The sequence below is a fragment of the Pseudarthrobacter sp. NKDBFgelt genome (assembly GCF_046097905.1).
Lineage (GTDB): Bacteria > Actinomycetota > Actinomycetes > Actinomycetales > Micrococcaceae > Arthrobacter > Arthrobacter polychromogenes.
In genome coordinates this window covers 1-531 of sequence record NZ_JBJURL010000214.1, presented here as the reverse complement: position 1 = coordinate 531, position 531 = coordinate 1, and the positions used below count along the sequence as shown (strand labels likewise).

The 531-nt window shown below is 63.8% G+C and carries 2 protein-coding genes; both read left to right on the top strand.

Annotation, left to right across the window (positions count from 1 at the left end; genetic code table 11):
- Positions 1-245 (top strand): hypothetical protein (locus ACKAE7_RS21220; RefSeq protein WP_408980253.1); only part of this gene is annotated, 245 nt, incomplete at its 5' end.
- A gap of 73 nt (positions 246-318) precedes the next feature.
- Entirely contained in the window at positions 319-528 is a 210-nt protein-coding gene (locus tag ACKAE7_RS21215; protein ID WP_408980252.1) for a hypothetical protein, read from the top strand.
- Positions 529-531 lie beyond the last annotated feature (3 nt).

The following is a 531-nucleotide window of genomic DNA, read 5'->3' as shown; positions in this document are numbered from 1 at the left end:
AATCCGACGCCGAAACAGATGCGGCTTTGGCTCGCCGGAGAGAGATGGGTCTGTACGTGGCGACGTTGGCTCGACGGCTCCTCGACCAGAACAACCAGTCTGATCGGACGCCGGCAAACCGCCTTTGCTTGTCCATAGACGTGCAGCACGGGGAAGTGTTCGCCGCGCCGACCGCGAACGTGAGGCGCATGAATGATCTAGAGAGCGCATGCCGCGCGATTGCGGCTCTCTGGCCTACGATATAGCCCGGCCCCGCGCCGGGCTTTTTCGTGCGCTCACGACAGGGAACCCTCCGGGCCTCTCCGCTCTTTGGTCGCGATGAACGCGACCGCCAAAGCCAAGCTCGCTGAGATCGAGAGCCATATCGAAGAACGGGTCAGCCTGTTGAATCAGGAGGTTGACGCCGCCGCCGCCGCTCAACGGGCGGGCTCCAATGGGGCGGTCCATCTTCGCCGCGCCCTTTTCCTACTGGCGGCCATCAACTCGCTTCGCGACGAAGCTGAGGCGCTGCGACGGTTGCTGCACTAGGGC

Excerpts from the sequence above, each read along its gene's own strand:
- ACKAE7_RS21215 (WP_408980252.1), top strand. The coding sequence starts at position 319 with ATGAACGCGACCGCCAAAGCCAAGCTCGCTGAGATCGAGAGCCATATC.